This window comes from Pseudomonas serbica (assembly GCF_028823535.1).
Lineage (GTDB): Bacteria > Pseudomonadota > Gammaproteobacteria > Pseudomonadales > Pseudomonadaceae > Aquipseudomonas > Aquipseudomonas serbica.
In genome coordinates this window covers 1-1,162 of sequence record NZ_JAQIYM010000042.1, presented here as the reverse complement: position 1 = coordinate 1,162, position 1,162 = coordinate 1, and the positions used below count along the sequence as shown (strand labels likewise).

At 68.1% G+C, this 1,162-nt stretch carries 1 protein-coding gene; it reads right to left on the bottom strand.

Annotation, left to right across the window (positions count from 1 at the left end; genetic code table 11):
• Nucleotides 1-1,162, bottom strand: a 1,162-nt coding sequence (locus NQL71_RS29645) for a hypothetical protein (RefSeq protein WP_274643789.1), incomplete at both ends; no start/stop codon positions are given.

The window sequence follows — 1,162 nt, the reverse complement described above, 5'->3', positions numbered from 1 at the left end:
GACCTGGGCGGTGGTCAGGGCAGCGGCCTGCGCGGTGGTCAGGGCCGCGACGCTGGTCACTGGCAGGGCGGCGATGTCAGCGGTTTCGATGGCCGCCACTTGCGTGGTGGTCAGCGCAGCGACTTGAGCGGTGGTCAGGGCCGCGACCTGGGCCGTGGTCAATGCCACGACCTGAGCGGTCGTCAGTGCGGCGACATCGGCCGTCTGCAGAGCGCTGATCTGGGTCGGTTTCAGGGCTGCCACTTGAGCGGTGGTCAGGGCGGCGACCTGAGCGGTGGTCAAGGCGACGACGCCTGCGGTGGTCAACGCAGCGATGTCAGCGGTCTCGATGGCCGCCACTTGGGTGGTGGTCAGCGCAGCCACTTGGGCGGTGGTCAGAGCCGCCACCTGGGCGGTGCTCAACGCCACCACCTGAGCGGTGGTGAGGGCCGCTACGTCAGCGGTTTCCATGGCTGCGATCTGAACCGGGGTCAGTGCGGCGATCTGGGCCGTGGTCAGTGCCGCGACCTGAGCGGTGGTCAGGGCGACAACGCCAGCAGTGGTCAGTGCGGCGACATCGGCGGTCTGCAGGGCCGCCACTTGCGTGGTGGTCAGTGCAGCGACTTGGGCCGGTTTCAGCCCGGCCACCTGAGCGGTAGTCAGTGCCACGACCTGAGCGGTGGTCAGGGCAGCAGCCTGCGCGGTGGTCAGGGCCGCGACGCTGGTCACTGGCAGGGCGGCGATGTCAGCGGTTTCGATGGCCGCCACTTGGGTGGTGGTCAGCGCAGCGACTTGCGCGGTGGTCAGGGCTGCTACTTGGGCGGTAGTCAAGGCCACGACCTGGGCGGTCGTCAGCGCTGCAACATCGACAGTCTGCAGGGCGCTGATCTGGGTCGGTTTCAGGGCTGCCACTTGCGCGGTGGTCAGGGCTGCTACCTGAGCGGTGGTCAGGGCAACGACGCTTGCTGTGGTCAACGCAGCGATATCAGCGGTCTCGATGGCCGCCACTTGGGTGGTGGTCAGCGCAGCCACTTGCGCGGTGGTCAGGGCTGCTACTTGGGCGGTGGTCAAGGCCACCACTTGAGCAGTGGTCAAGGCCGCCACGTCGGCGGTTTCCATGGCACTGATCTGGGTCGGTTTCAGGGCCGCCACTTGGGCCGTGGTCAGTGCCGCGACCTGGGCG